Annotated in this window: 25 protein-coding genes; 13 read left to right on the forward strand and 12 right to left on the reverse strand. The window is 62.4% G+C overall.

Annotated elements, in window-relative coordinates:
* Window positions 1-34: 34 nt before the first annotated feature.
* The gene (locus GGQ66_RS14480; protein ID WP_237358929.1) at window positions 35-607 is read right to left on the reverse strand and encodes an invasion associated locus B family protein; all 573 of its coding nucleotides are present in this window, start codon (window positions 605-607) and stop codon (window positions 35-37) included.
* Window positions 608-821: 214 nt separating this feature from the next.
* Between GGQ66_RS14480 and ispH the strand changes: the two genes are divergently transcribed.
* The 4 genes from ispH (at window position 822) to GGQ66_RS14500 (ending at window position 3716) form a co-directional block, all read left to right on the forward strand.
* Window positions 822-1862: a 4-hydroxy-3-methylbut-2-enyl diphosphate reductase gene (gene ispH / locus GGQ66_RS14485; RefSeq protein WP_183793435.1), complete on the forward strand. Its 1041-nt coding sequence runs from the start codon at window positions 822-824 to the stop codon at window positions 1860-1862.
* 101 nt (window positions 1863-1963) lie between these two features.
* Window positions 1964-2929, forward strand: coding sequence for a homoserine kinase (locus GGQ66_RS14490; protein ID WP_183793436.1), 966 nt, complete (start codon window positions 1964-1966; stop codon window positions 2927-2929).
* A complete protein-coding gene (gene rnhA / locus GGQ66_RS14495; protein WP_183793437.1) occupies window positions 2929-3369 on the forward strand; it encodes a ribonuclease HI in 441 nt (146 codons plus the stop codon). Before GGQ66_RS14490 ends, rnhA begins: the two co-directional genes overlap by 1 nt.
* Before the next feature lie 38 nt (window positions 3370-3407).
* Window positions 3408-3716 carry a Dabb family protein gene (locus GGQ66_RS14500; protein ID WP_183793438.1) on the forward strand — a complete coding sequence of 103 codons (309 nt, stop codon included), beginning with the start codon at window positions 3408-3410 and terminating at the stop codon, window positions 3714-3716.
* Between the two features lie 66 nt (window positions 3717-3782).
* On the opposite strand, the gene GGQ66_RS14505 is transcribed toward GGQ66_RS14500, so the two are convergent.
* The gene (locus tag GGQ66_RS14505) at window positions 3783-4268 is read right to left on the reverse strand and encodes a peroxiredoxin (RefSeq protein ID WP_183793439.1); all 486 of its coding nucleotides are present in this window, start codon (window positions 4266-4268) and stop codon (window positions 3783-3785) included.
* Between the two features lie 67 nt (window positions 4269-4335).
* Complete coding sequence (locus GGQ66_RS14510; RefSeq protein WP_183793440.1) at window positions 4336-5148, reverse strand: protein-disulfide reductase DsbD domain-containing protein; 813 nt, start codon at window positions 5146-5148, stop codon at window positions 4336-4338.
* Between the two features lie 163 nt (window positions 5149-5311).
* Here GGQ66_RS14510 and GGQ66_RS14515 point away from each other — a divergent pair, with 163 nt between their 5' ends.
* The 5 genes from GGQ66_RS14515 to GGQ66_RS14535 all read left to right on the forward strand — a co-directional run bounded on the left by GGQ66_RS14515 (window position 5312) and on the right by GGQ66_RS14535 (window position 9741).
* The gene (locus GGQ66_RS14515; protein WP_183793441.1) at window positions 5312-5917 is read left to right on the forward strand and encodes a YqgE/AlgH family protein; all 606 of its coding nucleotides are present in this window, start codon (window positions 5312-5314) and stop codon (window positions 5915-5917) included.
* A gap of 100 nt (window positions 5918-6017) precedes the next feature.
* Window positions 6018-6209: a CsbD family protein gene (locus GGQ66_RS14520; RefSeq protein ID WP_183793442.1), complete on the forward strand. Its 192-nt coding sequence runs from the start codon at window positions 6018-6020 to the stop codon at window positions 6207-6209.
* A 132-nt stretch (window positions 6210-6341) separates the two neighbouring features.
* Window positions 6342-7403: a zinc-binding metallopeptidase family protein gene (locus GGQ66_RS14525; RefSeq protein ID WP_183793443.1), complete on the forward strand. Its 1062-nt coding sequence runs from the start codon at window positions 6342-6344 to the stop codon at window positions 7401-7403.
* Between the two features lie 279 nt (window positions 7404-7682).
* The gene (locus tag GGQ66_RS14530) at window positions 7683-8225 is read left to right on the forward strand and encodes a heme NO-binding domain-containing protein (protein ID WP_183793444.1); all 543 of its coding nucleotides are present in this window, start codon (window positions 7683-7685) and stop codon (window positions 8223-8225) included.
* Window positions 8197-9741, forward strand: a complete 1545-nt coding sequence (locus tag GGQ66_RS14535) for a putative bifunctional diguanylate cyclase/phosphodiesterase (protein ID WP_183793445.1) — start codon at window positions 8197-8199, stop codon at window positions 9739-9741. Before GGQ66_RS14530 ends, GGQ66_RS14535 begins: the two co-directional genes overlap by 29 nt.
* Window positions 9742-9746: 5 nt before the next feature.
* Here GGQ66_RS14535 and GGQ66_RS14540 read toward each other — a convergent pair whose 3' ends face one another.
* From GGQ66_RS14540 to thrC, 4 genes are all read right to left on the reverse strand, one after another.
* Complete coding sequence (locus GGQ66_RS14540) at window positions 9747-12584, reverse strand: EAL domain-containing protein (protein ID WP_370686356.1); 2838 nt, start codon at window positions 12582-12584, stop codon at window positions 9747-9749.
* 74 nt (window positions 12585-12658) lie between these two features.
* On the reverse strand, window positions 12659-13273 hold the full coding sequence (locus GGQ66_RS14545; protein WP_183793446.1) for a GNAT family N-acetyltransferase: 615 nt from the start codon (window positions 13271-13273) through the stop codon (window positions 12659-12661).
* An 87-nt stretch (window positions 13274-13360) separates the two neighbouring features.
* Window positions 13361-14662 carry a M16 family metallopeptidase gene (locus GGQ66_RS14550; protein WP_183793447.1) on the reverse strand — a complete coding sequence of 434 codons (1302 nt, stop codon included), beginning with the start codon at window positions 14660-14662 and terminating at the stop codon, window positions 13361-13363.
* Window positions 14662-16062 carry a threonine synthase gene (gene thrC, locus GGQ66_RS14555; RefSeq protein ID WP_183793448.1) on the reverse strand — a complete coding sequence of 467 codons (1401 nt, stop codon included), beginning with the start codon at window positions 16060-16062 and terminating at the stop codon, window positions 14662-14664. The genes GGQ66_RS14550 and thrC overlap by 1 nt, the downstream gene beginning before the upstream one ends.
* Window positions 16063-16262: 200 nt before the next feature.
* Here thrC and GGQ66_RS14560 point away from each other — a divergent pair, with 200 nt between their 5' ends.
* Window positions 16263-16853: a hypothetical protein gene (locus GGQ66_RS14560; RefSeq protein ID WP_183793449.1), complete on the forward strand. Its 591-nt coding sequence runs from the start codon at window positions 16263-16265 to the stop codon at window positions 16851-16853.
* A 9-nt stretch (window positions 16854-16862) separates the two neighbouring features.
* Here the strand turns inward: GGQ66_RS14560 and GGQ66_RS14565 are convergent, their stop codons facing one another.
* The 3 genes from GGQ66_RS14565 to GGQ66_RS14575 form a co-directional block, all read right to left on the reverse strand.
* Complete coding sequence (locus tag GGQ66_RS14565) at window positions 16863-18080, reverse strand: MFS transporter (RefSeq protein WP_183793450.1); 1218 nt, start codon at window positions 18078-18080, stop codon at window positions 16863-16865.
* 86 nt (window positions 18081-18166) lie between these two features.
* Window positions 18167-18982 carry a class D beta-lactamase gene (blaOXA, locus tag GGQ66_RS14570; protein ID WP_183793451.1) on the reverse strand — a complete coding sequence of 272 codons (816 nt, stop codon included), beginning with the start codon at window positions 18980-18982 and terminating at the stop codon, window positions 18167-18169.
* Window positions 18979-19668, reverse strand: a complete 690-nt coding sequence (locus GGQ66_RS14575) for an HAD family hydrolase (protein ID WP_183793452.1) — start codon at window positions 19666-19668, stop codon at window positions 18979-18981. The genes blaOXA and GGQ66_RS14575 overlap by 4 nt, the downstream gene beginning before the upstream one ends.
* 238 nt (window positions 19669-19906) lie before the next feature.
* Between GGQ66_RS14575 and GGQ66_RS14580 the strand changes: the two genes are divergently transcribed.
* On the forward strand, window positions 19907-21040 hold the full coding sequence (locus tag GGQ66_RS14580; protein WP_183793453.1) for a site-specific DNA-methyltransferase: 1134 nt from the start codon (window positions 19907-19909) through the stop codon (window positions 21038-21040).
* Between the two features lie 303 nt (window positions 21041-21343).
* Complete coding sequence (locus tag GGQ66_RS14585) at window positions 21344-21910, forward strand: DUF805 domain-containing protein (protein WP_183793454.1); 567 nt, start codon at window positions 21344-21346, stop codon at window positions 21908-21910.
* A 6-nt stretch (window positions 21911-21916) separates the two neighbouring features.
* On the opposite strand, the gene GGQ66_RS14590 is transcribed toward GGQ66_RS14585, so the two are convergent.
* Together GGQ66_RS14590 and mutY are read right to left on the reverse strand one after the other, a co-directional pair.
* Window positions 21917-22531 carry an HAD family hydrolase gene (locus GGQ66_RS14590; RefSeq protein ID WP_183793455.1) on the reverse strand — a complete coding sequence of 205 codons (615 nt, stop codon included), beginning with the start codon at window positions 22529-22531 and terminating at the stop codon, window positions 21917-21919.
* A gap of 20 nt (window positions 22532-22551) precedes the next feature.
* Window positions 22552-23622 carry an A/G-specific adenine glycosylase gene (gene mutY / locus GGQ66_RS14595; RefSeq protein ID WP_183793456.1) on the reverse strand — a complete coding sequence of 357 codons (1071 nt, stop codon included), beginning with the start codon at window positions 23620-23622 and terminating at the stop codon, window positions 22552-22554.
* Between the two features lie 77 nt (window positions 23623-23699).
* On the opposite strand from mutY, the gene GGQ66_RS14600 reads away from it, so the two are divergent.
* Complete coding sequence (locus GGQ66_RS14600; protein WP_183793457.1) at window positions 23700-24209, forward strand: DUF721 domain-containing protein; 510 nt, start codon at window positions 23700-23702, stop codon at window positions 24207-24209.
* The last annotated feature ends 235 nt before the right edge of the window (window positions 24210-24444 follow it).

Here is a 24444-nt window from a genome sequence, read left to right on the forward strand (position 1 = left end):
TGAACCACCCATATGGGACTGTTGCCCCTTCGGCTCAAGGCAGGCTGTCGTAACCGTCGGCGAAACCGGCGAGATCGACGGGGATACCGATGCGCTCGTCGTTGTCAGGCGATTCCTTGAGGGCGAAAATGGCGGTCTTGCCGGCGCGCAGCGTCTTCAAAAGGTCGTCGGGCACCTCGAATTCCAGCGTGCAGCCTTCCTGGAAGCAGCGGGTGAAATAGGCGCGACCGGCCTTCTTGTCGTCCACATAGAGATCGACGCCGTCGTGCAGCCACACGCCGAGCGGTGCGAGAATGCGCATCAGCCGCACCTTGCGGTCGGCGGTTTTCAGAACGGCGACGGAAAGGCCCACTTCCGGGCGCTCCTGGTCGATGACGTTCTGCATCAGAAGGCATTGCTCGGCCTGCGCTCCGGGCGGCTTTTCGCAGACGCTGGACCACGCGCCGAACGTCTTGCCGCCGGGCGGCTGCGCGCCGGTGGTGGATTGGCCGGGAACCGGCTGGCCGGTCTTCGGTGCCGCCGTTTGCGCACCGGCCGGGGTGGCGGCGAGCGCCGTCACGGCGGCGAGTGCCAGAATGCCGGCGCGGGCGAAGGGGGGAAGGCCCATGGAAACCTCTGGAATGCGAATCATTGCTTCTATTCTTGGCGGCGGTCGACCCATAAGAAAAGGCCTAAGCCTTCATTTCCAATTGATCGGGGCGGAAATAGGACCATTTGCAGCTTGCCTCAAGCCATCGTGAGCGAAAGCGCGCGCTGGCGAAATGGCATTGCCGATTTTTCCGCGTCTCTGTAGAGGATAAGTCATAACGAATGGAACGGATATGACCTCACCCGCGATCAAGCCTCCCCTGACCATCCGCCTGTGCGGCCCGCGCGGCTTCTGTGCCGGGGTGGACCGCGCCATCCAGATCGTCGTTCTGGCCCTGAAGGCCTATGGCGCGCCTGTCTATGTGCGCCACGAGATCGTCCATAACCGCTATGTGGTGGAAGGGCTGGAAGCCAAGGGCGCCGTCTTCGTGGAGGAACTGGACGAAATCCCCGCCGAACATCGCGCCCAGCCGGTGGTGTTTTCCGCCCATGGCGTGCCGAAATCCGTGCCGGAAGATGCGGTGGCCCGCAATCTCTTCTATCTCGATGCAACGTGTCCGCTGGTGTCCAAGGTGCACAAGCAGGCCATGCGCCACCAGCGCCTTGGCCGCCACGTCATCCTCATCGGCCATGCCGGCCACCCGGAAGTGATCGGCACCATGGGCCAGCTTCCCGAAGGCTCGGTATCGCTGGTGGAAACCGTGGAGGACGCCAGCATCTGGGAGCCGCCGGTCGATCCCGCCCATCTCGGTTATGTTACCCAGACCACGCTCTCGGTTGACGACACCGCCGGTGTCATCGCCAGGCTTCAGGAGCGTTTCCCGGCGCTGACGGCGCCCGCCGCCGACAGCATCTGCTATGCCACCACCAACCGGCAGGAAGCGGTGAAGCAGGCAGCTCCCGGCTGCGATCTCTTTATCACCGTCGGCGCGCCGAACTCCTCCAACTCCAAGCGGCTGGTGGAAGTGGCGCTGAAGGCCGGGGCGACGCATTCCATTCTGGTGCAACGCGCCTCAGAACTGAACTGGGACGAGATCGAGACGCTCGGGCCCATCCGCACGCTTGGCCTCTCCGCCGGGGCCTCCGCGCCGGAGGTGATCGTCGACGAGATCATCTCCGCCTTCAAGGAACGCTTCGAGGCGACCGTCGATCTGGCGATCACGGCGGAGGAAAACGAGCATTTCCTCGTCAATCGCGAGTTGCGCGGGCTGGATCTGACCGTTGCCGACATGGCCTTCGTCAACGGCGACCACGCCCCGCCGCCGCGGGTGTGAGGAACGCAGGGGCACCCCTCATTCCCTCCCACCCTTGACCTCCCTCGCCCCGGATGCGATCCCCTAGCTTCCGATTTTCATCACTGACGAGTCTCAAAACCGTGGCAGTCTATACCGACATCAACGAGGTCGACCTCAAGGATTTCCTCTCGCAATATGATGCGGGGGAGCTTCTGTCCTACAAGGGCATCGCCGAAGGCGTCGAGAACACCAATTTCCTGCTGCACACCACGAAAGACCCGCTGATCCTGACGCTTTACGAAAAGCGAGTGGATCGCAACGATCTGCCGTTCTTCCTCGGACTGATGGAACATCTGGCCAGCCGTGGCCTGACCTGCCCGCTGCCCCTGCCGCGCAAGGATGGCGAACTTCTGGGCGAACTCTCGGAGCGTCCGGCGGCGCTCATCTCTTTCCTTGAAGGCATGTGGCTGCGCAAGCCGGAAGCCCGCCATTGCCGTGAAGTGGGCGCGGCCCTTGCCGCCATGCATCTGGCCGGCGCTGATTTCGCGTTGAAGCGGCCCAATGCCCTTTCGCTGGAAGGCTGGAAGGTGTTGTGGGAAAAATCCGCCGCCCGTGCCGATGAGGTGGAAAAGGGGCTGGAAGCCGAAATCCGTGAGGAACTCGATTTCCTTGCCGCCCATTGGCCGAAGGATCTGCCCGCCGGCGTCATCCATGCCGATCTTTTTCAGGATAACGTCTTCTTCCTCGGCGATACGCTCTCCGGGCTGATCGACTTCTATTTCGCCTGCAACGACCTTCTGGCTTATGATGTCTCGATCTGCCTCAATGCTTGGTGCTTCGAGAAGACCGGCGAATACAACGCCACCAAGGGCATGGCGCTTCTGGAAGGCTATCGTTCCGTGCGCCCGCTGTCGGATGCCGAGCTTGCGGCGCTGCCGATCCTTGCGCGCGGTTCGGCGCTGCGCTTCTTCCTGACGCGGCTTTATGACTGGCTGACGACGCCGGAGGGCGCGCTGGTGGTCAAGAAGGACCCGCTCGAATATCTCGGCAAGCTGCGCTTCCACCGCGCCATCGTTTCCCCCGGCGAATACGGGATCGAACTCTGATGAAACATGTGGATATCTTCACCGACGGCGCCTGTTCCGGCAATCCCGGTCCCGGCGGCTGGGGTGCCGTGCTGCGCTATGGCGAGGTCGAGAAGGAACTGTCGGGCGGCGAGGCCGACACCACCAACAATCGCATGGAGCTGCTCGCGGCGATTTCCGCCCTCAACGCGCTGAAAAGCCCCTGTGAGGTCGATCTCTATACCGACAGCGCCTATGTAAAGGACGGCATTACCAAGTGGATTTTCGGCTGGAAGAAAAAGGGCTGGAAAACCGCCGATAACAAGCCGGTGAAGAATGTGGAACTGTGGCAGGCTCTTGAAGAAGCCCGCCTGCGGCACAAGGTTACGCTGCACTGGGTGAAAGGCCATGCCGGCCACCCGGAAAACGAACGCGCCGATGAACTGGCCCGCCGGGGCATGGAACCGTTCAAGAAGAAATAGGGCCAACCAGCGCCACCATCACGAGGAGAAGAGCCCCGATGATCCTGCACTGCGTGTTCCTTCGCCTGAAAGCCGCCCTGACTTCGGAAGAACGGGACGCGCTTTACCGCGATATTACGAGCCTGAAGAGTGTCGTCCCCGGCGTGGTCGATCTCAAGGCCGGAGCCAACGTGTCGTCCGAACGGCTCGACGGCGGCTTTTGCGATGGCTTCATCGTCACCTTCGACAACGCCGATGCCCGTGATCGCTATCTTGCCCATCCCGCGCATCAGGCCGTCAGCGAACGTCTCGTTCAGGCCACCCATGGCGGTCTGGCCGGCGTTCTCGTTTACGATCTGGATGTTTGAGCGGGCCTGTGCCCTTCTGGTGGGGATGGCGGCAGCCGGTGGATGTCACGACTGCCGCCCCGGATCTCAGAGCTGTTCGAGAATGGCCGGTGCGCCGGAAACCGTGGCCTGGCCCGGATTTTCCTCGATGGCGATATGCTTGACGACGCCATCATCGGCAATCAGGGCATAGCGCTTGGAGCGCACGCCGAGGCCGCCGCCCGAAAGGTCGATATCGAGGCCAAGCGCCTTGGTGAAGGAGGCGTCCCAGTCGGCGAGGAAATGGATCTTGCCGAAGCCGCCGGACGCCTGCGCCCACGCGCCCATGACATGCCAGTCATTGACCGACACCACGGCGATCTCGTCGATGCCCTTTTCGACCAGAGCATTGAAGTTTTCGACATAGCCGGGCAGGTGGTTCAGCGTGCAGGTGGGCGTGAAGGCGCCGGGCACGGCAAACAGCACGACTTTCTTGCCCTTGAAGAGCTGTTCGGTGGTGATCTCGACCGGGCCGTCCGCCGTCTTTTCCTTGAAGGTTGCGGAAGGGATCTTGTCGCCGATGGCAATGGTCATGGTCTTCTGTCTCCTCATGATGGCGGGAACGACCCCGCGCAAAGCATGACGGGACTATAGGTTGACGTCAGTCAAAAACAAGCGCCGTTTCCATGGAGCGGTGCCCGGATTTGACCAGAAGCCGCCAGGTCTTGCCGTGGAGGTCGTAATTGCGCGGCAGTTCGCCGAGCTCGAAGGTCGCATAGGTCTGGCTTGTGCCGGAGCGTTCCAGGATCGGCTCGACATAGACATAGCCATCCGGCCCGGTGAGGAAGAATTCCGGCTTGTTCTGAAGATCGGGTAGGCCGACCGGCACGGTCACGGTCTTGCCATCTGCGCCGATGCGGGGCTTTTCCGCGAAGAAATCACGGGATGGCGCTTCCGGCAAGCGTTCCCCGGCGGCAAGGAGGGCGGCCTTCGCCTCGGCCTCTTCCGCCGCGTTGCCGGTGAAAGGCACGGTGAAATCGGCCTGGAAGGGCACGCAGATTTCCTTGCACACGCCGATGAAGACGCCGGCCTTCAGCGCGTCGCCCGCCGCTTTGCCCTTGAGTGTAAAGACGAGCGAAACCGGAGCGTTATAGCCGATATCGCGCACGCCTGCCTGATCGAAGATGCGGGGCGGGGGAAAGCGCAGCTCCGAAAGCGCAAGGCCCGAGGTTGGCGATGGCGTCATCTGCGGCGGCATGCCGGCCTCGCCCGGCTCGCGCCAGTAGGTAAGCCAGCCACTGGCCGGCTCGATCTCGATCACGCCCTTCACGGTCCCATCGGCATCCGGGGCAAGAACGGCAAGCCGCATACGCCCGCCGGGATTGTCCACCCAATCGGAAACACCGGCGAATGCGATGGTCGGGCCGGTGGCGAAAGCGGCGAGAAAGGCGAGGATGCGGGTGGTTGTCTTCATGACCGGGATTTAGCGCATCGCGGGGTCGCCTGCCAGTCACGCCCGCGTCAGCGGCCATCATTTTCCGTTGATTTGGGTTGATTGCGGCGGCGGGATGCAGCATCCTGAACAAACGGGTCAGGAAACCGCCTGAGGACAGTCGGTCGCCCGTACGGAGGCATGGATGACCCTGTCGACGCTGGTGGACAAGAGAGAGCGCGGTCTGCTGGACGGTCACTTCCTGATCGCCATGCCCGGCATGGCGGACGAAAACTTTGCCCGCAGCGTGGTCTATATCTGCGCGCACTCCTCCGAGGGCGCCATGGGCTTCATTATCAACCGCGCCCAGCGTCTAAGCTTCACCGATGTTCTTCTCCATCTCGACATGGTGAAGGATGACGAGGACATCCGCCTGCCGGACAGCGCGCTGCGCGTGCCGATCCAGAGCGGCGGGCCGGTTGAGACCGGACGCGGCTTCGTGCTGCACAGCGACGATTACACCAGCCAGTCCTCCATTCCCGTCAGCGACGAGATTTCGCTGACGGCGACGCTCGATATCATCCGCGCCATTTCCGGTGGGCACGGACCGCGCAAGGCCACCATGCTGCTCGGCTATGCGGGCTGGGGTCCGGGCCAGCTCGAACGCGAGATTTCCGCCAATGGCTGGCTGACCTGCCCGGCGGATGAACGGCTTATTTTCGATACGGCGCTGGATGCGAAATATGATCAGGCGCTCGCTCTTCTCGGGATCAACCCGGCCATGCTGTCGCGCGAAGCGGGTCACGCCTGATATTTTCCCCTGACATTTTTCAAGGAACCAATCCGGCGCCCGCCCGTTTTTCCCCTGACCATCGCATATGGCGGTGGGTAAAAAGAGGAGAAACTTTCCAATGGGTAGCACCTCGGACAAGATCAAGGGTACCGCAAACGAGATTGCCGGCAAGGCCAAGCAGGCCGTTGGCAAGGCAACCGACAATCGCAGCCTTCAGGTTGAAGGCTCGGTTCAGGAAGGCAAGGGCAAGGCGCAGGTCGCCGCCGGCAAAGTCAAGGACAAGCTGAAGGACGCGGTCGACCGCCTGTAATGAATTGAGTTCCCGCTCCGGCGGGGGCGCCGCCGGTTGTCGCGCCGAAGAGAGACCGCCCCGGTCCCTTCGATGTCGCGACACCGGCGGCCTTTTCGGTTTTTTCTCAGACAATGTCCGGACGGAGTTTTCATGAGACTGTTTAGCTGCGGCGCTTGTGGCCAGACCGTGCATTTCGACAATCGAGTCTGCGTCAATTGCGGTCATAACCTTGGCTTCGTGCCCGAACGGCTGGCCATGGTGGCCCTGGAGGAGGGGGCCGACGGCGCGTTACGGCCGGTCAATGAGCCAGACGCATCGCCGCTTCGCCCGTGCGCCAATGCCGGGCTCGATATCTGCAACTGGACGGTTCCCGCTGAAGGGACGGAGACTTTCTGCCTTGCCTGCCGCCATAACCGGCTGGTGCCGAACACCGATACCGAACAGGGCGTGGCCCGCTGGCGGCGCATCGGTCAGGCAGAACGACACCTGTTCTATTCCATCCTACGGCTGAACCTGCCGCACCCGACCCGAGAGGAAGACCCGGCCGGCGGTCTCGTCTTCGACTTTCTCGAGGACAAGGTGGATGAGAGCGGCAATACGGTGGCCGCCATGACGCTGCATGACGAGGGGCTGATCGCCATTCGTGCGGCAGAAGCGGATGATGTGGTGCGCGTGGCCGCCAAGGAAAACATGGACGAGCCTTACCGGACCATGCTCGGCCATTTTCGCCACGAAGTCGGGCATTTCGTGTGGAACAAGCTGGTGCGCGACGCAGGTCGCCTTGAGGAATGCCGCGCCGTTTTCGGTGACGAGCAGGTGGATTACGCCGCCGCCCTTCAGCATCACTACGAGAACGGCCCGCCGCCTGGCTGGCAGCAAAGCTACATTTCCTCCTACGCGACGACCCATCCCTGGGAGGATTTCGCGGAATGTTTCGCGCATTATTTGCACGTCGTCGATGCGCTGGAAACCTCGAACGCCTTCGGTATCGCCATCACCCCGGCAAACCACACCACCCCGGACGTGATTTTCGACCCCTATCACGCCGAAAGCGCCGAGCAACTCGTGTCTGCCTGGATACCGCTTTCGGTTGCCATCAATTCCATTCAGCGCAGCCTTGGTGAAAACGACATCTACCCCTTCGTGCTGACGCCGGAGGTGACGGCAAAGCTCGAATACGTTCACCGGCTTTTGCAGGGGCGGGCTTCCTGAGAGCGCTGGCGGTGACAGCCGGCTTCCGCCTGGGCACCTGCGACTGTTCCGGTCAAAATTGTACTGTCGGTGTGTTGCGCACAGCGATGATTTTGACCGGGCGGAAAATATTTCCCTTGCTATGCATATGCCGAGGCCGTGTTTATACATGATAGATGCCTGAAAATTTCAAGATTTCCCTTCAGGCGATACTTGAAAAGCCCGGCGCAACCTTTACTATGTTTTAATGCCTGCGTGTCAGCGTTGCGGGACGTGCACCATGACAGGGAAGGGTTGTCAATGAAGGGCATCGTCTTCACGGAGTTCCTGGATTACGTCGCCGATTGTTTCGGGCGCGACATGGTTGACGATCTTCTCGACGATTGCGATTTCAGCCATTGCGGCGCCTATACGGCGGTTGCGACCTATGACCACCGCGAACTGGTTCAACTCATCTTGTCCTTGTCCCGGCAGGCCGGTGTGCCAGCCCCTACCATCCTGCGCGATTTCGGGGTTCATCTCAGCCAGACTTTTGCCCGCCGCTTTCCGTTCTTCTTCGAGGAGCGGACGACCCTTTTCGATTTTCTCGACAGTGTCGAAAACACGATCCACGTTGAGGTGCTGAAACTCTATCCCGATGCGGAGTTGCCCCGTTTCATCACGAACAGGCGCGACGACAGTGTCATGAGCCTCGATTATCACAGCAGTCGCTGCTTCAGCGGTCTTGCGGCCGGGCTGATCGAAGGTGCTGCGCGTTATTATGATACGGCCATTGAGTTGACGCAGGCCACCGTATCGCAGGGGAACGCAACGCATGTGCGCTTCGACATCACGCTCCGGTAACGGTGCAGACCAGAGCATGGACGATGCCGAAGCGGTTGACGCCCTGCGGCAGAAGGCTGCGCGGCTGGAAAAGCGCTGGCAGCGGGAGCAGGCCGCGCGTCTGACCGCCGAAGACCTGCTCGAAACCAAGGCCCGCGAGCTCTATAGTGTGAACCAGAAACTGCGCACGCTGGCCGAACGCCTTGAGGAACGGGTGGAGGCGCGCACGCGCGAGCTTCAGGAAGCCCGCGACAGGGCGCTGATCGAGGCCCATCACGATCCCCTGACCGGCCTCTATAACCGGCGCGGACACGAAATCCGGCTCGAAGAAGCGATTGCCAGGGCTGCGGGCGGCCCGGAGCGGCTTGCGCTCCTGATGCTCGATCTTGATAACTTCAAGGAAATCAACGACCGTTTCGGCCATCATGCGGGTGATGGCGTATTGCGGCATGTGGCCCGGATTGTCCGCACCAGCCTGCCGGAGGGCTGTGTGGTTTCGCGCCTTGGTGGTGACGAGTTTGCCGTCATCATTCCCGTGGGCGAGGGGACTGCTGACATTGAGACACTTGTTGGGCGTTTTCGGGAACGGCTGAACGTTCCCTACGAGCAGGAGGAAACCTCCTTTTCCATTGCCGGCTCCATTGGCATCGCTATCTTCCCGGATCATGGCGAAAGCGCCAGCAGCCTTCTCAGGAATGCGGATATCGCGCTTTATCGGTCCAAGACGGCCGGTCGCAACGCCGCCACGGTTTTCGAGTGGTCGATGTTCGAGGAACTCGTGAAACGTCAGGAAATGTCGTCCGCACTGGCGAACAGCAACCTGCAAAGAGACATCGTTCCCTGGTTTCAGCCCATCGTGCAGGGACCGGTGACAAGAACGGTCGGGGTCGAAGCGCTCGTGCGATTGCGGATCGCCGGTGAAAAACTCCTCTTGCCGGGTGCCTTTCTGGAACTGGCGAATGAGGGCGGCATGCTCCACGATATCTTCAGGGTCATGCTCGACAAGGGCGTCGCACAGATGCGGCCGCTGATTGCGGCAGGGCAATTACAGTATGTCTCGATCAACGCCGCTGCCAGCGATTTTTCCTTCGATATCGTGACCGAAGTTCTGGAGGCGCTGGAGCGCTATCGTCTGCCGCCCGAAGCGCTGGTGATCGAGATTACCGAAGAAGCGATCATAACGGACCCCTTGCGCATCGGAAGAAAGATCCGGGAATTGCGGGCTCATGGGGTCGGCATTGCGCTCGATGACTTCGGCAGCGGTTACGCAAATATCACGACACTGGCGGCGCTGGATATTTCAACCCTGAAACTCGATCGTTCGCTGACGACCAACCTGCCCCTGAAGCCGAAAGCAGCGATCATCGTGAAGGCGCTGTGCAGCATGGCCCGGGACCTGGGGCTCTCCGTGACCGGGGAAGGCGTGGAGACCGAAGCCGAGGCCGAATGCCTTGCGGCCTGCGGCTGCACACGCTTTCAGGGCTATCACTATGCGCGGCCGATGCCGCTCGACAGGCTTCAGGCCTTTCTTGGCTGAAACCGTTACGCCCGCTTTTGCTGCGGGAAGCGTTCCTTGAGCAGTCGCAGGATGGAGTCGGGGCTCATCGGCGCGCCGAAGAGGTAGCTCTGGCCAAAGGCGCAGCCGAGGCGAGACAGTTCGGCCACATCTTCCGCAGCCTCGATGCCTTCGGCAACCACCTGCATGTCCATCTCGCGCGCCATGGAGATGACGGAGCGCAGCATGATGCCGCGCTTGTCGCCCATGTCGTCGTTGAGCAGCGCCTTGTCCAGCTTGATCGTATCGAAGGGGAAGCGGGTGAGATAGGCGAGCGAGGAATAGCCGGTGCCGAAATCGTCGAGCGCCAGCGAAAGCCCCATGTCCTTCAGCTTGTCGAGAACGAGGCGGGCCTGCTCCGGGTTCTCCATCACCACGCTTTCCGTGAGTTCCAGCTTCAACCGTTCCGGCTTGCACTGGGTCTTGGAAAGCGCAGAGCGCACATCGTTGCACAATTCGCTGTTCAGAAGCTGGGCGCTGGACACGTTGACGGAGAGGAAGATCGGCAATTCGCCCGTCAGGTTTTCCCAGGCCATCAGGTCGGTGCAGGATTTTTCCAGCGCAAAGGCGCCGAGCGCCCCGATCATGCCGGACATTTCCGCGACGGGAATGAACTCCATCGCCGGGATCTGGCCGCGCTTGGGGTGTTCCCAGCGCATCAGCGCCTCGAAACCGGCAATCTCGCCATCCGAGAGCCGGATGATCGGCTGATAGGCCATCGACAGTTCCTTGCGGTCGATGGCGCGGCGCAGGTCCGTCTCAAGCTGCAGCCGGTCGGCGCCGTTGTTGCGGAAGGCCGGGCGGAAGGGTTCGACGCGATTGCCGCCGGCGCGCTTCGCCCGGTACATGGCCAGTTCCGCATCGGCCAGAAGATCGCTGGCGTGGGCCTGCTGATCGACATAGGAGGCAAGGCCGATAGAGGCGGTCAGAATGATTTCACGGCCCGCGAAGTTGATCGGCACCATGATGGCCTTGGAAATCGCATCGGCGAAATCGGCAACCTTCACCGGGTCGTTCTCCGAAACCAGGATGAGGCCGAACTGGTCGCCGGAAAGCCGCGCCAGCGTGTCCTGCGGGCGCAGAAGCCGGCGCAGGCGGCGCGTCAGCGCGATCAGGATGTTGTCGCCCGCCGCGATGCCCAGCGCATCGTTCACATGCTTGTAGCGGTCGATGTCGATCGACATCACGGTTGGCTTGACGCCGGAAGACGGCGCAATGGCGAGCACCGATTGCAGGCGGTCAAGGAAAAGCTGGCGGTTCGGCAGGCCCGTCAGGTTGTCGTGCAGCGCATCCGCCAGCAGCCGGTCGATGGAGTTCTTCTGCTCGGTCACGTCGATGATGGTGCCGACGCAGCGGATCACTTCGCCGGTCGCGCCCACCACCGGCCGAGCGCGGATCTTCAGCCAGTGAAAATGCCCGTCCTCGGCACGGATGCGGAATTCGTGGTTGAGGCGGCCCTTGCGATGTTCCAGCAGCACGTCGAGCGTGGCGCGGAAACGATCGCGGTCATCGGGGTGAAGGCGCGGCACCCAGTTGCGCACCGGGCCGTGCATCGTGCCGGGTTCCAGACCGAGACGGCTGGAAATATCGGGCGTCGTCACAACGCGGTCGCGCGCCACGTCCCAGTCGAACACCGTATCGCCGGAGCCCGTCAACGCCAGCGCCTGCCGTTCGAGGTCGGAGAACAGGCCCTGCGAATAGGCTCCGCCGGCAAAGGCGTGCTGCATCACGGTGAAGCCGATGAGCAGAACGATCAGCACCAGGCCGCCGCCAAGCGCCGGCTGGATGATGTCGTTGTCGAGGCGCCCCGTCACCGTCAGCCAGGCGCCGAACAGCCACACGAGGATCAGCGCCCAGGCGGGCACCAGCAGAATGGCGCGATCATAGCGGTTGAGGCCGAGATAGACGATCAGCACGATGCCGGCGCTCGCCGTCAGCGCAAAGGAAATGCGCGCAATGCCCGCCGCAATCGAGGGGTCGTAGATCGCCACGCCGAAGAGCAGGCCAAGGCCGATGATCCACGCGAAGGTGACGTAGGAAAGATGCGTGTGCCAGCGGTTGAGGTTCAGATAGGTGAAGAGGAAGATGACGAGGCTGGACGCCAGCGCCACTTCCGCTGATGCGCGCCATATCTTCTGGTCACCGGAAGTGATGCTGATGAGCTTTTCCAGAAAGCCGAAGTCGACGCAGACATAGGCGAGAACGGCCCAGGCCAGTGCCGCCGCAGCGGGCAGCATGGAGGTGCCCTTGACGACGAAGAGAATGGTCAGGAACACCGCGAGAAGGCCGGAAATGCCGAGCACGATGCCGCGATAGAGCGTGAACGAATTGACCGTGTCCTTATAGGCGTTCGGCTCCCACAGATAGAGCTGCGGCAGGTCGGGCGAGGACAGTTCGGCCACGAAGGTGATGACGGAGCCGGGGTTCAGCGTGATGCGGAACACGTCGGAATCCGGGCTCGGCAGCCGGTCGAGCGCAAACCCTTCGGACGGCGTGATGGCGCTGATGCGCTGCGAACCGAGGTCGGGCCAGAAAAGCTTGGAGCCGACGAGACGGAAATGCGGCGCAACGATCACGCGCTCAAGCTGTTCGTCGGAAACATTGGCAAGCGCGAACACGGCCCAGTCGCCCTGATGGCCCTCGGTGGCGGAGCGCACCTCGATGCGGCGGCGAATGCCATCGGCGCCGGCGGCTGTGGAAACCTGAAAGGCTTCGCCCTGGTTGGCGTAGACTTCCGTCGTCGCCGTCAGGTTCAGCGCGGTGTCCTCGCGGGAAATCTTTACCGGCTCGACGGCAAAGGCGGCGGGCACGGCCATGAAAACCATCGCCAGCGACAGCGCCACAACGGCGAGAGCTGCGAGGTGGCCACGGGCAAAGGCAGCGAAAAGGCGGCGCATCATCATCGGGCTGAGCTTTTCCCAATGGGGCGCACGTCTTCCGAAATTAAGGAAAACATCAGATGATCGCGCCATTCGCCGTTGATTTTCAGATATTTGCGCAAAAGACCTTCCTGCACGAAACCAGACTTTTCCAGAAGTCTTATGCTTCTCTCATTCTCCGGAATACAGGCTGCTTCGATCCTGTGCAACCGGAGACCCTCGAAGATGTAGGGTATTACGAGGGCAACTGCGGCGAACATATGGCCATGTCCGGCATGTTGCGCGCCCATCCAGTATCCAATCATGCAGCTTTGCGCGGCACCCTTGCGAATGTGGCCGATGGTGATCCCGCCGAGCAACGTCATGTCGGCACGGTCGAAGATGAAGAGAGGCACCGAAAGCCCGGCGGAATATTCCTGCCGGTTGCGGCTGACCCGTACCCGGAAGCTCGCTTCGCTCAGTTCATCGGCGCGCCAGGTCGGCTCCCACGGCTGCAGAAACTCGCGGCTGCCCTGCCGCAGGACACGCCATTGCTTGTAGTCGAGATAATCCGGAAGGCGCAGAAAATAGCGGCCTCCCGTCAGTTCGGGAAATTCCGGTTGCCGCGACAGAAAGCGGAAGACCGATCTCGCCATGCCAAACCTCCCGCCCCTTGGAAACGCGCGGCAGTTTGCCTGCCGTCACGTCACGGGGCTTCTTTCGGCCCCGCTCTCGTTGAGAAGTTACGCTTTCGCGCGCGAAAGTGAAGAGAGGATATCGCCGGGCGCCGCAAGCTTTCCAATCGGACCGATGGCCGAAATCGTCGGCTTGCCGGTCAGGAACAGGCGCGAGGCCAGGTCCGTCAGCCGGTCAGGCGTCAGCGCAGCCAGACGGTCCAGCACTTCCTGGTTGGGGATGGTGCGGCCATAGAGCATGACCTGTCTTGCGATCTGGCCGGCACGCGCCGCCGGGCTTTCCTGCGCCATCAGCAGATGGGCACGGGTCTGCGCGCGGGCGCGGTCGATTTCCTGTTGGCCGATGCTTTCCGTGGCTTTCACCAGTTCACCGGCAATCACTTCCACCAGTTCGGAAAGATCCTCCTCACCGGTGGCGGCGTGCACGCCGAAAATGCCGGAGTCGGAGAAGGCCCAGTGGAAGGCATAGACGGAGTAACACAGGCCGCGCTTTTCACGCACTTCCTGGAAGAGGCGCGAGGACATGCCGCCGCCGAGAATGTTGGCCAGCACCTGTGCCGCGTAATAATCGCGGGCATGATAGGCCTTGCCCTCGAAGCCGATCAGCACCTGCGCATCCATCAGGTCGCGGGTTTCGCGGCTGTCGCCGCCGATGTAGCGGGCAGGCTCGACAACCGGCTTTTCAGCAGGGGCGGGCGGCAGGGCTGCGAAGCGTTCCTCGACCTGCGCCACGAAGGCGTCGTGATCGATCGCGCCGGCGCCAACCACGAACATGCGGTCGGTGGTGTAGTTGCGGGCCAGATAGTGACGGATGTCGTCCGTCGTAAAGCCCTCGACCGTTTCCGGCGTGCCGAGGATCGGGCGGCCGATGGTCTGGTCCTTGAAGACGGTGGCGGAGAAGTGGTCGAACACCACATCATCCGGCGTATCGTCGGCGGCGCCGATTTCCTGCAGGATGACGTTCTTCTCGCGGCTCAACTCTTCTTCATCGAAGGCCGAATCCGTCAGGATGTCGGCCAGAAGATCGACGGCGAGCGGCACGTTTTCCTTCAGCACGCGGGCGTAATAGGAGGTCGTTTCCGTCGAGGTGGCGGCGTTGAGTTCGCCGCCCGCATTCTCGATTTCCTCGGCAATCTGGCGTGCGGTGCGGGTGCTCGTGCCCTTGAAGGCCATGTGTTCGAGAAGATGCGCAAGGCCATGTTCGCCTGCGGTCTCGTCGCGGGAGCCGGAACGCACCCACACGCCGAGCGCGGCGCTTTCCAGATGCGGCATCTTTTCGGTGACCACCGTAAGCCCGGAGGCGAGCCGCGTGCTCTGGATATTCGGGTTGGCAGCGGTTGCGTTGTCCATCAGGCGCGTCCCGCCCGTGTCAGCCCGCCGATATGGCCCTCGACCGCCTTGATGTCGTTGTCCAGAACGTCGAAGCGTTCCGGCTTGTCCATCATTCCGGCAAGCCACAGCGGCAGGGCAGGGTCGACACCGCTCGCCTTTTTCACCGCTGCCGGGAACTTGGCGGGATGGGCGGTGGAAAGCGCCACCATCGGGCTGTCGGGCTTTTCGAACTTCTTCGCCACGAACACGCCGATGGCTGTGTGCGGATCGGCGAGATAGCCGCTGTCGGAAAGCGTGGCGCGGATCGTGTCGGCCACCTGCTTTTCCGAGGCGCGGGCGGCGCGGAAGTCGCGGCGGATAGCCTTCAGCGTATTTGCCTCGATCTCGAAGCTGCCGGACTGCTTGAGGCCGGCCATGGCGCTGCGCACGCTGCCGGCGTCGCGACCGGAGGCCTCGAACAGCAGCCGTTCGAAGTTGGAGGAAATCTGGATATCCATCGAGGGCGAGGTGGTTGCCTTCACGGATTTCATCTCGTAGCGGCCGGTCTTCAGCATGCGCGAGAGAATGTCGTTTTCATTGGTGGCGATGATGAGCTTGCCGATGGGCAGGCCCATGCGCTTGGCGGCATAACCGGCGAAAATATCGCCGAAATTGCCGGTCGGCACGGTGAACGACACCTTGCGGTCCGGCGCGCCGAGCGAAACGGCCGAGGTGAAATAATAGACGATCTGGGCCATGATGCGAGCCCAGTTGATGGAATTGACGCCCGAAAGGCGCACCTTGTCGCGGAAGGCGCCATCATTGAACATGGCTTTGACGAGGTTCTGGCAATCGTCGAAATTGCCGCGTACCGCCAGCGCGTGCACGTTTTCGGCGGTCGGTGTCGTCATCTGGCGCTGCTGCACCGGCGAAACCTTGCCTTCCGGGAAGAGGATGAAGACATCGGTGCGCGAGCGGCCGGCAAAGGCGTCGATGGCCGCACCGCCGGTATCGCCGGAGGTGGCGCCGACGATGGTTGCGCGCTCGCCGTTCTTTTCCAGCGCATGGTCCATCAGGCGTGCCAGAAGCTGCATCGCCACGTCCTTGAAGGCGAGCGTCGTGCCGTGGAAGAGTTCGAGAATGAAGGCGTTTGGCCCGGTCTGGACCAGCGGCGCTACTGCCGGATGGCGGAACGTGGCATAGGCCTCATCGATCATGGCCCGGAATTTTTCCGGTGCGATTTCGTCGCCGACGAAGGGCGAAAGCACCGTGAAAGCGATCTCCTGATAGGACTTGCCGCGCAGCGCGCGAATGTCGCGCTTGGAAAACTGCGGCCATTCACGCGGAACGTAAAGCCCTCCGTCGCGGGCAAGACCCGCCAGCAATGCTTCCGAAAATGAGAGGACCGGAGCCTCCCCCCGGGTCGAAATATAGTCCACGGCGTCTTCCCAAATTTCTGGCGGGGGAAAATCGGCCCGGTCCGGTTTTCGCGCGTCCCAGCGAAAAAAGGTCCGTGATGCCGCTTACCCTCGATTTTTCAATGCGCCGCTGGTATAGACCATCACCATGGGTCAGGAAAGGCCTGTAACGTCGGATGTGGCGGGCGTGTGACGCCTGAATGCAAAAGGGTTGAGTTTCCGTGTTGTTCAAAGTCTCGCGCGCTGTTGTTTCGCTCTCGCTTCTCGGTGTTCTTGCCGGTTGCAACTCTTCGTCCAGCCTTTCCGATGCCGCGCCGAAAACGCAGACACCCCTGCCGCCCAATTCATCCTCCATCAATGCCGCCGTGGTTCAGGCAAGCTGCCCGCAGATCTATCTGCGCGACGGCACCGCCTATCATCGCGCCTATGCCAAGGGCGGCGAGAACGATCCCTCGAAGCTCGTCTATCAGGCCTCCTTCGCCGATACGACGCGCACCTGCTCGACCGACGGTAACCAGCTCACCATCAATGTGATGGCTCAGGGCCGCATCATCGCCGGCCCGCTCGGCAAGGCCGGCAGCATCACCCTTCCGGTGCGTGTCACTGTGACGGAGACCAACCAGATGCAGGTCGAGGAGCAGATCTACTCGCAACTCGTTTCCTTCCCGGTGGACATTCCGGCTGACTCGCTCTCCGGCCAGTTCCTGTTCAACAAGACCGACGTCTCGATCCCGGCCGCATCCGGCCAGAACGCCAAGGTCTATATCGCTTTCGATACCGCCCCGCAGGCAACCGGCAAAAAGAAGAAGTAAGGCTAAACCTTATTTCAACCTCAGCCGGAACAAGGCGTAGAGAAGCAGAAGCGCGCTGCCGCCTGCTGCCGTGAGGAAGGGCGCGCGAAGCGCCATCTCGCGCCCGGCTTCGGTTTCCACCAGCGACACGATCATACCGCCGGCAAGTGCGCCGAGCGGCATCGAGCCCCAGCCAAAGAAGCGATAGATGCTGTTGACCCGACCGAGCAGGGCGGGCGGAATGCGCCTTTGCCGCCAGGATACGGTGATGACGTTCCACAGCATCGAGCCGGTCATGAGGGTGAAGAGGGCCGCGGCCACGACGACGGCGTTCGAACTCAGTCCGATGACCGCGTAGGTGAGGCCCCAGATGGTCAGGGCGGTAAAGAGGCTTGCCTGCGTGCCGATCCGCGCGACGATGGCGGGCGCCCCGAGGCTGCCGGCGACGGCGCCGACGGCAGCGATCGACAGAAGAACGCCATGCCCGGCGGCGGAAAGCCCGAGAACCTCCTGCGCGAAGAGCACGGTGATCGTCGTTGCCATCATGTAGAGAAAGTTCACCAGTCCCAGCACGACGGCGAGCCGGAGCAAAGGCTTGTCGTCGCGCATCCAGCGGATGCCCTCGACGAGCGCCGGCCAGAACCGGCTGGAAACCCGCATCTGCGGCGGCAGCGTGATGAGCCAGACGAGGCCCGCCGCCAGCACGAGCGCCGCGGCATCGAGCCCGAAGGGCAGGGCTATGCCCGCGCCGATCAAAAGGCCGGCGAGCGGCGGTCCGATGAACTGGCCGGTCAACTGCTCCGCGCTCCACATCTGGCCGTTGGCGGCTTCGAGATCCTGCGGCGCGACGATGGCGGGCAGGATGGTCTGGGCGGCGTTGTCACGCAGCACCTCGGCCGAGCCGAGCAGGAAGGCAAGGCCCGCGAGAACCCAGACTGCCGCCGGTTGCGGCGAACCGAGCGCCAGGACCATGATGGCGAGAATGATGGCGGCACGCAACAGGTCGGCCCGAGCGATCAGCTTGCGCCGGTCGGCCCGGTCGATGATGACGCCGGCGGGCAGCGCGAAAAACAGCCAGGGCAGGCGCCCGGCGGCGGCCACGGCAGAAATCGCCATGGGGTCGCGTGTCATCAGCGTCGCAAGCCATGGCAGCGCCAGCGAAATCACGCCGTCGCCGAGATTGGTCAGCGCGCCAGCGGAAAACAGCAGCCGGTAATTGTGGTTGCGAACGAGAAGTGGTGCGGCCATCCGGAAATTCCCCTTGTCTTTCGGCAGAGGGTGATGCGCGCGCCTCCAGCCGTCAAGCGTTTCCGTCTAGCAGTGCCGTGCCGCACCTATGGCTTGAACCGTGCGGCAAGTGCTGGCCAGTCGTTCAGCAGCCCGTCGCGCGTCAGCATTCCGGGGGAACCGCTGGTGCGTTCGCGGGCCTGTGTCAGACGGGCGAAGACGAGGGTCGTGCCCTGGCGTTCCGCCCAGCCGATATACCAGCCAAAGCCGCGGGCGTAGTCGAAGCTGCGGTCCTTGTTGCGGGGATAGGCGGTTCCGGTCTTGCCATGAACAGTCCAGCCATCGACGGCCTGGCTCTCGATGATGGCGCGGGTGTTCGCCATCGCGGTTTTGGTCACGGGCAGGGTGCCGAACATCAGTCTGCGCAGAAAGGCCACCTGTTCACGCGGTGAAACCTTGAGCGAGGAGCCGATCCACGCTCGGTCGAGCCCGTTGTTTTCTCCGGTATCGCCGGTGAAGTCGGCATTGCCGTAACCGAAGGACCGGGCATAGCGGGTGAGTTCGGCCGCGCCCATGGTATGCGTGATGCGTTGCGAATACCAGACCACGGAATACCGCATCCAGCTTGCGGGATCGGTGTTGCGCGTCCAGTTGGCGCCGCCCCAGTCCGGATCGCCCTTGCGGAAGGCCATTACGGGATTGTTTGCGTCCTTCAACACGCCGGCGTCATAGCCCATGACCGCCAGCGGTATTTTGAAGGTGGAAGCGGGCGTGACGCGGGACTGGCAGTCGCCCTGTTCCAAAAGTACAGCACCTGTCGCGGCATCCGCGACAAGGGTGCACACGATCTTTGCATCCGCCAGCGCCCCAGTGCCGGGCAGGAAGACAAGAAGGCCGGCTGAAAGTGCGAGCCGACGGCTCAAGCTACCCCGTCCCAGGCTGCCAGCGCCTCGATGGTGGCGGGCAGGTCGCTCATGCGGGCGATCACGGTTTCAGCGCCGGCATCCATCAGGCGGCTGGCATGGCTTGGATAGGTGTGCGAGGCACCGGTGAAGCCGATGACGCGCATGCCGGCAGCGCGGGCGCCGGTAATGCCGTGGACGGAATCCTCGATCACCACGGTCTTGCGCGGATCGCCGCCCATCTTCTTGGCGCCGTGCAGGAAAATGTCCGGCTTCGGCTTGGTCCGGTCGGGGCCAAGGTCCTTGGCGGAGAAGATGTTCGGCGCGAAGGCGCTGTGGAGCCCGACCTTCTTCAACATCATGGCAAGCCGGTCGGTGCCGGAATTGGAGCAGATGCAGCGCGGGCCGGCGAGCTTCGCAATGGCTTCGGCCGCGCCGGGAATGATCTGTACGTCTCGCTCCAGCCGGGCGTCGAGCAGCTTTTCCGACTTGTCGATCAGCGAGGCTGAAAGCGGCACGTCGATTTCCTTTTCCACCGCGAAGAGAATGTCGCGCCACACGAGACCGGCGAAGCGCTCGCCCATTTCCTCGGGCGTGATGGGATAGCCGGCATCACGCAACAGGGCGGATTCGACCTCCGCGGCGATGATTTCGGAATCGACCAGAACACCGTCGCAATCGAAAATAATCAGGTCGAAACTGCTCATGGCCGTCTTTCTTTCAGCTTTGGAAAATGTGGAAGGCAGCGCCCGTGCAACTGCGCATCGTCAAGGATGGAGGGTTTTTAGCCCATGTCGGTGGCTTGCTCAAGGCACCCACCCGTTAACCACGCTTCTCCCGCTTTTTTCGCGGCAGTGCGAAGGCGTTGAGACTTTCGTAACCATCTTCAGTAACCATAGGAGCCACAAAGAGTTTTTCGAGTAAGCGTAACGAGCGAGTTCAAAAATGGCGTCTGTCCTCCGTCTGGGCGAACTGTACAAGCAGTCCGCCGGCCCCCGGTCTCTTCTCGACACCATCATCAAGGGGGATTGCGTCGCAGCCCTCGAGGCGCTTCCCGACCAGTCGGTCGATGCGATTTTCGCCGATCCGCCCTACAATCTCCAGCTTGGCGGTATGCTGACCCGTCCGGATCAGTCGGTGGTCGATGCCGTCGATGACGAATGGGATCAGTTCGCCTCCTTCGAGGCCTATGACGCCTTCACCCGCGCCTGGCTTCTGGCCTGCCGCCGTGTGTTGAAGCCGCATGGCACGATCTGGGTCATCGGCTCCTACCACAACATCTTCCGCGTCGGCGCGACGCTTCAGGATCTCAACTTCTGGATCCTGAACGATGTCATCTGGCGCAAGACGAACCCGATGCCGAATTTCAAGGGCCGCCGGTTCCAGAATGCCCACGAGACGCTGATCTGGGCGAGCCGCGATCCGAAGGCCAAGAGCTATACCTTCAACTACGATGCGATGAAGGCGTCGAACGACGACGTGCAGATGCGCTCCGACTGGTTGTTCCCGATCTGCAATGGCGGCGAACGCCTGAAGGATGAGGACGGCAAGAAGGTGCATCCCACCCAGAAGCCGGAAGCGCTGCTCGCCCGCATCATCATGGCGTCCACCAAGCCGGGTGACGTGGTTCTCGATCCCTTCTTCGGTTCCGGCACCACGGGTGCCGTCGCCAAGCGCCTCGGCCGCCACTTTGTCGGCATCGAGCGCGAGGAAAGCTATATTGAAGCGGCAGCCGCCCGCATCGCCGCCGTCGAGCCGTTGGGCAAGGCGGAACTGACGGTGATGACCGGCAAGAAGGCCGAACCGCGCGTTGCCTTCAACGTGCTGGTGGAAAGCGGTCTCGTGCGTCCCGGACAGGTGCTCACCGACGCAAGGCGTCGCTGGAGCGCCATCATCCGCGCGGACGGCACGCTGGCTGCCGGTGGGGAATCCGGGTCGATCCACAGGCTCGGTGCGCGTGTCCAGGGTCTCGATGCCTGCAACGGCTGGACATTCTGGCACTTTGAAGAGGAGGGGTGCCTGCGTCCGATCGACGACCTGCGCGCCCGCATTCGCAAGGAACTGGCAGGTCTGGAGTAATCCCTGGCTGCAGGCCTGCTCGAAGTGTGCCCCCGATGGTTTAGTACCTTCAGTCCCATTGGGGGAACAGGCGCCCGGTCCGGACACGGATCGGGCGCAATCATTTTTTAAAACAATTTGTGGGAGAGTGAAGGTCGGATATGCACCCGCGATGTCTGCGGGACAAACCGCCCGCCCTTGAGCCCGCGGTTTCGGACGCGAGGATTGAGTTCGGCAGCCATTTGGAAAAATCAGGCATGACATGACCGGACTGGATATTGATCCGGTGAACATGCCCCATTGGCAAAGGCATCGGAGGCGATCATGTCCCGTTTGTTCTATCTTCTGTTTTCGTTCAGCGGGCGGATCGGCCGGCTGAGTTTCGCACTGGGTACGCTGGCCCAGATCATCCTCATTGCATCCGGTTTTGCGACGCTCGTCTTCTCCTTCGTCCTCACCCGCCATGGCGCCAAGATCGATGAAACGGTTATGAGCCTGTGGATGGCGCCCATCTTCATGTTTGCAGTCTGGTCGTCGCTCGCCCTGTCGAGCAAGCGATTGCACGATCGTGATCTTTCGGGATTATGGACGCTGATCGCGTTCATTCCGGGTGTTGGAACGGTGTGGTGGCTGGCCCAGACCTTCGGCATGCAGGGCACAACGGGTGAAAACCGCTATGGCATGCCGCCCGGTCACGGCCGCGTTCTCGATGCGGATGAGGAGGACGATCTCGACCGTCGCATCAATGGCGTGTCGGTCCGTGCGGCGCGTTATGCCGGCATTCCCGATATTCTGAAGGAGGCTTCGGCCCAGACGCGCTCCCGTGGCGGCGCGCCGGCCCTCCAGAACGGCATTCCGCGTGCCCATGGTTTTGGCCGCAGGCGCGCGTGACCGGCATCAGGCGGCGATCCCGAAAGCGGACAGATCGGCCCGCAGCTTCTCCGCCCCGGTAAACTGAACGGCCTGCCAGCCGGCGCCCTGTGCGCCCGCCACGTTTGCCGGCACGTCATCGATGAACAGCGTGTTTTCCGGCGTCAGGCCGAAAGTCGCGACATGGTGCTCGAAAATCTTCCGGTCTGGCTTGATGAGGCCAACCTCCGCCGAAACCGTCACGCCGCGCGGCGCATTGAGGAAATTGAAGCGCTGCCGGGCCTCGGCAAAGGTGTCGCGGGCAAAGTTCGTCAGCATGGTCACGTCATGGCCGGCGGCAATCAGCGAAAGCATGATGGACACGCTGTCTTCCAGGGCATGCGGCACCATTTCGTGCCAGTGGCCGCGAAAAGCGCGGATCTTGTCGGCATATTCCGGATACTGGCTGATCAGTTCCGCCTCGGCCTCGTCCCATTCGCGGCCCCGGTCCTGTTCTTCGTTCCAGTGATGGGTGCAAACATTGGCGAAGAACCACCGGCGTTCCTCGGGGTCGGGAATGATGTGGCTGAACGGAATGTCCGGATCGTAATGGATCAGCACGCGGCCGATATCGAAGACGATGTGGCGGATGGGGGCGGTCATGGCGGTGTTCCTCGATGATTTCAGACGCGGGACATAGCCGCTTCGATTGCCTTTTTCATGACAGAAGGCAAGGCCTGCGCATCCAGATTGGCCAGCGGTTCCCACCAGCCGTCGGCCAGCGGCGTTTCGGGCGTTTCGGCGCCATAGACATCGAGCCGCAATTCGAAATGCGTGAAGACGTGAATGACGGTGCCGCGCGGTTGCCATGCGGCGGGGAAGGGGGCGGCATCGGGGGATGTCTCGCCATCCCGGCGGGAGGTGAAGTGTGTCACCGGCACTTCCGTCATGCCGCCCAGGAGACCCGTTTCCGGACGCCGGCGCAGAAGAATGCGGCCCTGCGGTGAACAGGCGACGAAGGCGGCGGCCCGGCGGACAGGCTTGTCCTTCTTCGCGGCCTTCACCGGAAAAAGCTCGGGATCGCTTTCTCCAAGCGCGCGGCATTCCGCCCGGAAAGGACAGAGCGCGCAGGCCGGCCGCTTCGGCGTGCAGATTGTCGCGCCGAGATCCATCATCGCCTGGGCGAAATCGCCGGGCCGCTCGGCCGGCGTCAGCGCGGCCACCTTCGCCTTCATCGCCGGTTTCGAACCGGGCAGCGGCTCGGAGATTGCGTAGTAGCGCGAAATCACCCGCTCGACATTGCCGTCCATCACCGCCGCCTGTTCATCGAAGGCGATGGCTGCGACGGCTGCGGCGGTGTAGTCGCCGATGCCCGGCAGGCTTTTCAGCGCCGCTTCGGTTTCCGGAAAACGTCCGCCATGATCACGGTCGACCGCCTCCGCGCATTTCTTCAGGTTGCGGGCGCGGGCATAATAGCCAAGTCCCGCCCAGGCGGCCATGACCGCTTCGGTCGGGGCGGCGGCAAGATCCGAAACCGTCGGCCACAACGCCAGAAACTTGGCGAAATAGGGCTTGACCGCGGTCACGGTCGTCTGCTGCAGCATCACCTCCGACAGCCAGACATGGTAGGGATCGGCCTTGATGCCGCGTGCGCGCATGGGCGGCGAAACCCGCCAGGGCAGGTCGCGGTGGTGACGGTCATACCAGGCAAGAAGGCGGGCGGCCTCGGGTGGTTGGGTCGTTTTTGCGATCATGATTTGGGCCGTTGGGAATTTTGCCCTATAGTTGGCCTATAGACCCCATCGGTTCAACCAGTCGGAATGCTTTATACATGAGTTACAAGAAGCGCGGCGTGCAGCCCATTTCCGACATCGCCAACGGCCTGATGGACCCCATGTTGGCAAGGCGCGCCGGCATTTCCACCGCGTTGCTCGGCTCGTGGGATGAAATTGCCGGAGCCGAGTTCGCCGATTGCACCCGGCCTGAACGGATCGTCTGGCCCCGGCGCGGCGAACCCGGTCAGGAAGACGGTTACCGGCCCGGCCAGCTCGTGATTGCCTGCGAGGGTGCGCGCGCCCTGTTTCTCACCCATGCGCAGGATGAGTTGATCGACCGCATCAACAGCTTCTTCGGCTATCCCGCCATCCGCCAGGTCCGCATCGTCCAGAAGCCGGTGTCGCAAACCCATCGTTTGCGCCGCACAATGTGCCCGCTTCCAAAGGCGGAAGCCCGGCGTCTGGAAACGATGATGGAAGGGATTGAAAGCGACGCGCTGCGGGCGGCGATTACGCGCCTCGGCAATGCCGTGCTGCAACCGGGGCAACGCTCCCGAACGAAATAGCGGACATTCGCCCCAAAAATTAAAGCCTCGTGGAGCCGCCCTGCAATCGGCTTCACGAGGCTTCCGTCCGGCTTTTAAGGGCCAGACGTGGGGTCTTTTGGCTCACCGTGCGTCGGCCATGATGGCGCGTACAGTCAAGCCGTTCAATTCAACTGGCGCAGACTATAACAGTTCATTCGTGAATAATGCTCCCCTTTTCTGGGGGGTTAACCGAAAATAATTGGGTGGATTTTGC

Source organism: Allorhizobium borbori (assembly GCF_014196535.1).
Lineage (GTDB): Bacteria > Pseudomonadota > Alphaproteobacteria > Rhizobiales > Rhizobiaceae > Ectorhizobium > Ectorhizobium borbori.

What these genes read in the sequence shown, in the direction of transcription:
- GGQ66_RS14520 (WP_183793442.1), top strand. Translation starts at nt 6,018, where the DNA reads ATGGGTAGCACCTCGGACAAGATCAAGGGTACCGCAAACGAGATTGCC.
- GGQ66_RS14545 (WP_183793446.1), bottom strand. Translation starts at nt 13,273, where the DNA reads ATGGCGAGATCGGTCTTCCGCTTTCTGTCGCGGCAACCGGAATTTCCC.
- GGQ66_RS14575 (WP_183793452.1), bottom strand. Translation starts at nt 19,668, where the DNA reads ATGAGCAGTTTCGACCTGATTATTTTCGATTGCGACGGTGTTCTGGTC.
- ispH (WP_183793435.1), top strand. Translation starts at nt 822, where the DNA reads ATGACCTCACCCGCGATCAAGCCTCCCCTGACCATCCGCCTGTGCGGC.
- GGQ66_RS14585 (WP_183793454.1), top strand. Translation starts at nt 21,344, where the DNA reads ATGTCCCGTTTGTTCTATCTTCTGTTTTCGTTCAGCGGGCGGATCGGC.
- GGQ66_RS14540 (WP_370686356.1), bottom strand. Translation starts at nt 12,584, where the DNA reads ATGGTTTTCATGGCCGTGCCCGCCGCCTTTGCCGTCGAGCCGGTAAAG.
- GGQ66_RS14550 (WP_183793447.1), bottom strand. Translation starts at nt 14,662, where the DNA reads ATGGACAACGCAACCGCTGCCAACCCGAATATCCAGAGCACGCGGCTC.
- GGQ66_RS14510 (WP_183793440.1), bottom strand. Translation starts at nt 5,148, where the DNA reads ATGAAGACAACCACCCGCATCCTCGCCTTTCTCGCCGCTTTCGCCACC.
- GGQ66_RS14515 (WP_183793441.1), top strand. Translation starts at nt 5,312, where the DNA reads ATGACCCTGTCGACGCTGGTGGACAAGAGAGAGCGCGGTCTGCTGGAC.
- GGQ66_RS14530 (WP_183793444.1), top strand. Translation starts at nt 7,683, where the DNA reads ATGAAGGGCATCGTCTTCACGGAGTTCCTGGATTACGTCGCCGATTGT.
- GGQ66_RS14500 (WP_183793438.1), top strand. Translation starts at nt 3,408, where the DNA reads ATGATCCTGCACTGCGTGTTCCTTCGCCTGAAAGCCGCCCTGACTTCG.
- GGQ66_RS14525 (WP_183793443.1), top strand. Translation starts at nt 6,342, where the DNA reads ATGAGACTGTTTAGCTGCGGCGCTTGTGGCCAGACCGTGCATTTCGAC.
- GGQ66_RS14600 (WP_183793457.1), top strand. Translation starts at nt 23,700, where the DNA reads ATGAGTTACAAGAAGCGCGGCGTGCAGCCCATTTCCGACATCGCCAAC.
- GGQ66_RS14480 (WP_237358929.1), bottom strand. Translation starts at nt 607, where the DNA reads ATGGGCCTTCCCCCCTTCGCCCGCGCCGGCATTCTGGCACTCGCCGCC.
- GGQ66_RS14535 (WP_183793445.1), top strand. Translation starts at nt 8,197, where the DNA reads ATGTGCGCTTCGACATCACGCTCCGGTAACGGTGCAGACCAGAGCATG.
- rnhA (WP_183793437.1), top strand. Translation starts at nt 2,929, where the DNA reads ATGAAACATGTGGATATCTTCACCGACGGCGCCTGTTCCGGCAATCCC.
- mutY (WP_183793456.1), bottom strand. Translation starts at nt 23,622, where the DNA reads ATGATCGCAAAAACGACCCAACCACCCGAGGCCGCCCGCCTTCTTGCC.
- GGQ66_RS14505 (WP_183793439.1), bottom strand. Translation starts at nt 4,268, where the DNA reads ATGACCATTGCCATCGGCGACAAGATCCCTTCCGCAACCTTCAAGGAA.
- GGQ66_RS14590 (WP_183793455.1), bottom strand. Translation starts at nt 22,531, where the DNA reads ATGACCGCCCCCATCCGCCACATCGTCTTCGATATCGGCCGCGTGCTG.
- GGQ66_RS14565 (WP_183793450.1), bottom strand. Translation starts at nt 18,080, where the DNA reads ATGGCCGCACCACTTCTCGTTCGCAACCACAATTACCGGCTGCTGTTT.
- GGQ66_RS14580 (WP_183793453.1), top strand. Translation starts at nt 19,907, where the DNA reads ATGGCGTCTGTCCTCCGTCTGGGCGAACTGTACAAGCAGTCCGCCGGC.